Annotated in this window: 5 protein-coding genes and 2 tRNA genes; 3 read left to right on the plus strand and 4 right to left on the minus strand. The window is 62.4% G+C overall.

Annotation, left to right across the window (positions count from 1 at the left end; genetic code table 11):
• The first annotated feature begins 91 nt into the window (after window positions 1-91).
• Both ABZE94_RS19580 and ABZE94_RS19585 read left to right on the plus strand, forming a co-directional pair.
• Window positions 92-167: transfer RNA gene (locus ABZE94_RS19580), tRNA-Glu, on the plus strand.
• A 19-nt stretch (window positions 168-186) separates the two neighbouring features.
• A tRNA-Gly gene (locus ABZE94_RS19585) sits at window positions 187-262 on the plus strand.
• Between the two features lie 159 nt (window positions 263-421).
• Here the strand turns inward: ABZE94_RS19585 and ABZE94_RS19590 are convergent.
• Window positions 422-832 (minus strand): PA2817 family protein, encoded by a 411-nt coding sequence (locus ABZE94_RS19590; RefSeq protein ID WP_372877615.1) that lies wholly within the window; start codon window positions 830-832, stop codon window positions 422-424.
• A gap of 179 nt (window positions 833-1011) precedes the next feature.
• A complete protein-coding gene (locus ABZE94_RS19595) occupies window positions 1012-3459 on the minus strand; it encodes an acyl-CoA dehydrogenase (RefSeq protein WP_372877617.1) in 2448 nt (815 codons plus the stop codon).
• A gap of 158 nt (window positions 3460-3617) precedes the next feature.
• Here ABZE94_RS19595 and ABZE94_RS19600 point away from each other — a divergent pair, with 158 nt between their 5' ends.
• Window positions 3618-4274 carry a transglutaminase family protein gene (locus tag ABZE94_RS19600; RefSeq protein ID WP_372877619.1) on the plus strand — a complete coding sequence of 219 codons (657 nt, stop codon included), beginning with the start codon at window positions 3618-3620 and terminating at the stop codon, window positions 4272-4274.
• A gap of 251 nt (window positions 4275-4525) precedes the next feature.
• On the opposite strand, the gene folE is transcribed toward ABZE94_RS19600, so the two are convergent.
• Window positions 4526-5074: a GTP cyclohydrolase I FolE gene (folE, locus tag ABZE94_RS19605; RefSeq protein WP_372877621.1), complete on the minus strand. Its 549-nt coding sequence runs from the start codon at window positions 5072-5074 to the stop codon at window positions 4526-4528.
• A gap of 415 nt (window positions 5075-5489) precedes the next feature.
• Window positions 5490-5969, minus strand: a 480-nt coding sequence (locus tag ABZE94_RS19610) for a Smr/MutS family protein (protein ID WP_372877623.1), incomplete at its 5' end; no start/stop codon positions are given.

Here is a 5969-nt window from a genome sequence, read left to right on the forward strand (position 1 = left end):
GAGTCTCGTTTCCCGCTCCAGATTTTCCAGCAGTGCACTAGTGCGCTGTTTGCTTCAGCCGGCAATCAGTCGGGTGAAGCTTGAGTTCCAGGTCCCCTTCGTCTAGTGGCCTAGGACACCGCCCTTTCACGGCGGTAACAGGGGTTCGAGTCCCCTAGGGGACGCCATTTTTGCTGTAGATACACCGCGGGAATAGCTCAGTTGGTAGAGCACGACCTTGCCAAGGTCGGGGTCGCGAGTTCGAGTCTCGTTTCCCGCTCCAAATAAACGAAAACGCCGCTCATCGAGCGGCGTTTTTGTGTCTGCAACATATGTGACGCAAGAAAAAGCCCACCGCAGATGTCGTGCGGGCTTTGGTTATGCGGTCAAAGGTTGTGAAAATATCGAGCGCCGCAGTAGGCGGGCGCCTTTTCACAGCCTCTCAGTGCTTGCTGCCCTGCGCGGGCAGGGCCAGCAACTGTTTTTCCTGGTTCCAGTCGAAGGGCTCGTCGTTTTCCTGGGCGTAGAAACGGCGTTCTTCGAGGGCCTGGTACATCTCGATTTCTTCGTCGGGCATGAAGTGCAGGCAGTCGCCACCGAAGAACCACAACAGGTCGCGCGGCACCAGATGGGCGATCTGCGGGTAGCGCTGGAAGATCTGGCTGATCAGATCCTGGCCGAGGTAGAGGCTGGCTTCCGGGTCGTTCGGCAGGTCGGCCAGCAGTTCGTCGTAGCGCTCCAGGTACATGGCGTGGCTGTCATCGAGAATCTGCTCGGCTTCGCCCAAGGCGACCAGGATGGTGCGCAGGTGGGCGAGCAGGGCGAGGTGATGGTCGAGGTGGGCGTTGGCCATGACAAAAATCCTGTAGGTAAAACGGGCGCGCCAGTATAAGGCTCTGGCTGGCCACTGTCCCAGGCCGTGAACAACTACTGCGTGTCGCGCCGCGCGCATCAGGTGCCCGCCCCCTTTGCCGTGCACGGCGTCGTTTACGGGGGCGTAGGTCTGCAGTCGATGGCCATTCTCGGGCAGTCCTAGCGCACCTTGCCGCGGCCGAGTTTCAGTTCTTCCTTGGCGAAGTCGTCGACATCGATCACCACCCGCCGCGCCGCCTCGGCCTGGTGCAGGCTCTGTGCCTCTTCTGCGCTGAGAACGCCGGCACCGACTGCGGCGTCGATCGAGTTCTGGCCCGGCGCTTCCTGCACCTGGCCTTCCTTGAGTGCCTTGTCCAGTTTCTTCTGCAGGGGTTGCGCGCTTTGCAGCAGGTCCATCGCCTGCTGCAGGGCGGTCACCGGGTCGTTATCCGCCTGTGGCCGGTAGCAACCGGTGAGCAGTTCTTCCAGGGCCGGGTCGCCGCGGTTGCGCCCGAGGATCTCGGCGACCTGGGCATCCTGTGCGTCGCTTGGGCCTTTGTGTCGGCGGCCGAAGGGGAAGACCACTACGCGCAGGGCGTAGCCGAACAGTTTGTTCGGGAAGTTGCTGAGCAGTTCATCCAGTGCCTGCTCGGCGTGGCCCAGGCTTTCTTCCATGGCCCAGCACAGCAGCGGGCGCGAGTGCGCCGGGTAATCCAGGTCGTGGTAGCGCTTGAGTGCCGCCGAGGCCAGGTACAGGTGGCTGAGCGCGTCGCCCAGGCGTGCGGACAGGCGCTCGCGGCGTTTCAGTTCGCCGCCCAGCAGCATCATGCTCAGGTCGGCAAGCAGGGCGAAGGCCGCAGCCAGGCGATTGAGGGCGCGGAAGTAGGGACGGCTGAGGTTGTCGCCCGGTACCTCGCTGAATCCGCCCAGGCCGAGGCTGAGGATCAGGCTGCTGGCCGCGTTGCTCACGGCGAAGCCGATGTGCTGCAGCAGCAGTGCATCGAACTCCAGCAGCGCTTGTTCCTTGTCTTCACGAGCGGCCAGGGCCATTTCCTTGAGCACGTAGGGATGACTGCGAATCGCTCCCTGACCGAAGATCATCAGGTTGCGCGAGAGGATGTTGGCGCCCTCCACGGTGATGGAGATGGGCGCCCCTTGCCAGGCCCTGCCCAGGTAATTGTTCGGGCCCATGATGATGCCCTTGCCGCCATGCACGTCCATGGCGTGGCTGACGCATTCGCGGCCGCGCTCGGTCAGGTGGTACTTGAGAATCGCCGAGAGCACCGAGGGTTTTTCGCCCAGATCCACCGCGCCCGCCGTCAGGATCCGTGCACTGTCCATCAGCCAGGTATTGCCGCCGATGCGGGCCAGGGCTTCCTGGATGCCCTCGAAGGCCGCCAGCGGGACATTGAACTGCTCGCGTATCTGGCAGTACTGGCCAGTGACCAGGCTGCTGAACTTGGCCGAGCCGGTGGCCCCGGCCGGCAGGGAGATGGAACGGCCGACCGACAGGCAGTTCATCAGCATCATCCAGCCTTTGCCGAGCATGTCCTGGCCGCCGATCAGGTAGTCCAGCGGGATGAACACGTCTTTCCCCGAGTTCGGTCCGTTCATGAAGGCGGCGCCGAGGGGCAGATGGCGTCGGCCGATTTCCACGCCGGGTGTGTCGGTCGGCACCAGGGCCAGGCTGATGCCGAGGTCTTCCTGCTCGCCGAGCAAGTGATCGGGGTCGTAGGCTTTGAATGCCAGGCCGAGCAGGGTCGCAACCGGGCCCAGGGTGATGTAGCGCTTTTCCCAGTTCAGGCGCAGGCCAAGGACTTCCTCGCCCTGCCACTGACCCTTGCAGATAATCCCGGTGTCGGGCATGGCTCCCGCGTCCGAGCCGGCCAGTGGGCCGGTGAGGGCGAAGCAGGGGATGTCATCGCCGCGCGCCAGGCGCGGCAGGTAGTGCTGGCGTTGCTCGTCGGTGCCGTAGTGCAGCAGCAACTCTGCCGGGCCGAGGGAGTTGGGCACCATCACGGTGGAGGCCAGGTCGCCGCTGCGGGTGGCCAATTTCATCGCCACCTGGGAGTGGGCGTAGGCGGAAAAGCCCTTGCCTTCATATTCCTTGGGGATGATCAGGGCGAAAAAACCGTGCTGCTTGATGTACTCCCAGGCCTTGGTCGGCAAGTCCATCTGCTGGCCGATCTGCCAGTCGCTGACCATGGCGCAGAGCTCTTCGGTGGGGCCGTCGAGAAAGGCCTGTTCCTCTTCGCTCAGTTGCGCCTTGGGGTAGGCCAGCAGTTTGTCCCAGTCCGGGCGGCCGCTGAACAGATCGCCATCCCACCAGACTGTGCCGGCTTCGATGGCATCGCGTTCGGTATTCGACATCGGCGGCAGCACCCGCTGAAACCAGGCGAACATCGGGGCGCTGAGCAGTTTTCGCCGTTGTTCCGGCAGCACCAGCGGGAGTGCCACCGCCAGGAGCAAGAGCCAGAAGACCAGCAACAGCCAGGTGGGTGCATGGCTGAACAGGTCCATGAGGATCAAGTAGCCGGCAACCACGCCGAGGGCGGGCAGCGGTGCAGTGCGGCGGTGAGCCAGGTAGGCCGTGCCAACCAGCAGAACGAGTAACCAGACAACGAGCATGCAAAATCCTCCATGACGGCGAGTTGGAAAGAACCAGTGGTGAGTCTAGCCGCCATCTATACAAAAGTGGCGACAAGGGCTGCTAGCTTGGCCGGATAGTCGTGACATGCGCCCGCGCGACGAAGTTAGACTGGGGTCCCCGTCACGGAGAAATACCGATGCGTGAATACCTGGAGCCCGGCCGCTGCATCGATAGTGACCACCCGGCGCTGGTGGAGTTCGCTGAAACCTCGCGCGGCAGCAGTCGCGATCCGGTTGAGCAGGCGGTCAGTCTGTACTACGCGGTGCGCGATGGTATTCGCTACAACCCTTATACATTCAGTCGTGATCCGCAAACGCTGAAGGGCAGCCATGCGCTACTCAGTGGCGAGAGCTACTGCGTGCCGAAGGCCACGCTGCTGGCGGCCTGTGCGCGGCATTGTGGGATTCCCGCGCGAATCGGTCTGGCCGATGTGCGCAACCATCTGGCCACTCCGCGGCTGCTGGAACTGCTGCGCAGCGAAGTGTTCGCCATGCACGGCTATACCGAGTTGTATCTGCAGGGGCGCTGGGTCAAGGCCACCCCGGCGTTCAATCTGCAGCTGTGCCAGCTCTTCAAGGTGGCGCCGCTGGAGTTCGATGGGCTTGGCGACAGCGTGTTCCATCCATTCAACCAGCAGGGCCAGCGCTACATGGAGTATCTGATCGACCATGGCCGCTTCGCCGACGTGCCGCAAGCGCTGTTCTTCGGCCATTTGGCGGCGGTCTACCCGCATTTGTTCGGCGAAGATGCGCCGTTGCTGATGGGGGACTTTCAGAGCGAAGCCGCGCACTAGCAGGCCGTTGAAAAACGTAGGCGAGGCAGCCGAGGCTAGGCAAAAACAGGCGAAGAAGCGCAGTTTACGTGTTGTAAATGAGCATTTTGACTGGGCTCGCACACGAGCCTGTTTTTAACGACGAATCGGCAACGCAGGTAGTTTTTCAACAGCCTGCTGGAATCTGCGCCCGACCCATCCTGTAAAAGACGGGTCGTCTGCATCTGACTGAAGATTGTCGCTAGCCAGGTTTGCCCATGGCGTGGTGCTGGTCAGTTATTGATCAGGCTGAGGAATTCGCTGCGGGTGGCGGCGTTGTTACGGAATTCGCCGAGCATCACCGAGGTGACCATCGAGGAGTTCTGCTTTTCCACGCCGCGCATCATCATGCACATGTGCTGGGCCTCGATCACCACGGCGACGCCGAGGGCACCGGTGACCTCCTGGATGGCTTCGGCAATCTGCCGGCTGAGATTTTCCTGGATCTGCAGACGGCGGGCATACATGTCGACGATCCGCGCGACCTTGGACAGGCCGAGCACCTTGCCGTTGGGGATGTAGGCGACGTGGGCCTTGCCGATGAACGGCAGCAGATGGTGCTCGCACAGCGAGTACAGCTCGATGTGCTTGACCAGTACCATTTCGCTGTTATCGGAGCTGAACAGCGCGCCGTTGGTGACTTCTTCCAGGCTTTGCTGGTAGCCGCGGCAGAGGTACTGCATGGCCTTGGCGGCACGCTTTGGGGTGTCGAGCAGGCCCTCGCGGGACGCGTCTTCGCCGAGTTGACCGAGGATGGCGGTGTAGTTTTGTTCCAGGGACATGGATCTTCCTGTGGACCTTTATAAGGGAGGAGGGCAGGGGGCGCAGGGTAGGGCGCAGTTGCCGCGCTGGCAAGAGCGGCGCATGACAGACTGCCTTGGCGGTGTGAAGTGACCAACCTTCGGCCCTGCGGCGAAAGGAAGCAAGCCGCGTCATCTGTAGGACCCAGACGTCCCCCGGGCTGCTACACGGCATTGCGGCATGCGACCCTTACGGAGACGGAGCCATATAAAAGATTCTGTACCCGCTATGTTTTGCATGCTGCGTTTGTCTTGGAAGAGGGGCCGGGCGGCATTTCGCTTCAGCCGCGAATTCTTCGATGCACAGCACAGCTTCGCGGCTAAAGCCGCTCCTCCGAGGTCGCTGTCTGGCTCAACAGCTAACGGGGGCAGCGCCTTATATAAGGACCTGCGCAGCCTATTCGTCGCGGCCGTCCATCATGGTGCGTTTGAGCATCAGATAAACCGCACCGGTGCCGCCGTGTTTGGCCAGGCAGGAGGTGAACCCCAGCACCTGAGGATGCTGGCGCAGCCAGGTGTTGACGTGGCTTTTGATCATCGGTTTGCGCCCATCCATGCGCACGGCCTTGCCGTGGGTGATACGCACGCAACGCACTTCCAGCTTGGTGGCTTCGGCGAGGAACTCCCACAGAGTGTCGCGGGCTTTTTCCACGGTCATGCCGTGCAGGTCAAGGCTGCCGTCGAAGGGGATCTGGCCCAGTTTGAGCTTGCGCATCTGGCCTTCCTGCACGCCATTGGCAGCCCAGTACAGCGGATCTTCGGGGCCGACGTCGATGACGAACTGATCGGACAGGCCGTCGACTTTGACCGCGCCTACGGGCACGGTCGCCGCCTGGCGCAGGCTGGCCAGTCGTTTGCGGTCGGGCTTGGCTTTGCC

The sequence above is a fragment of the Pseudomonas sp. genome (genome assembly GCF_041601375.1).
Lineage (GTDB): Bacteria > Pseudomonadota > Gammaproteobacteria > Pseudomonadales > Pseudomonadaceae > Aquipseudomonas.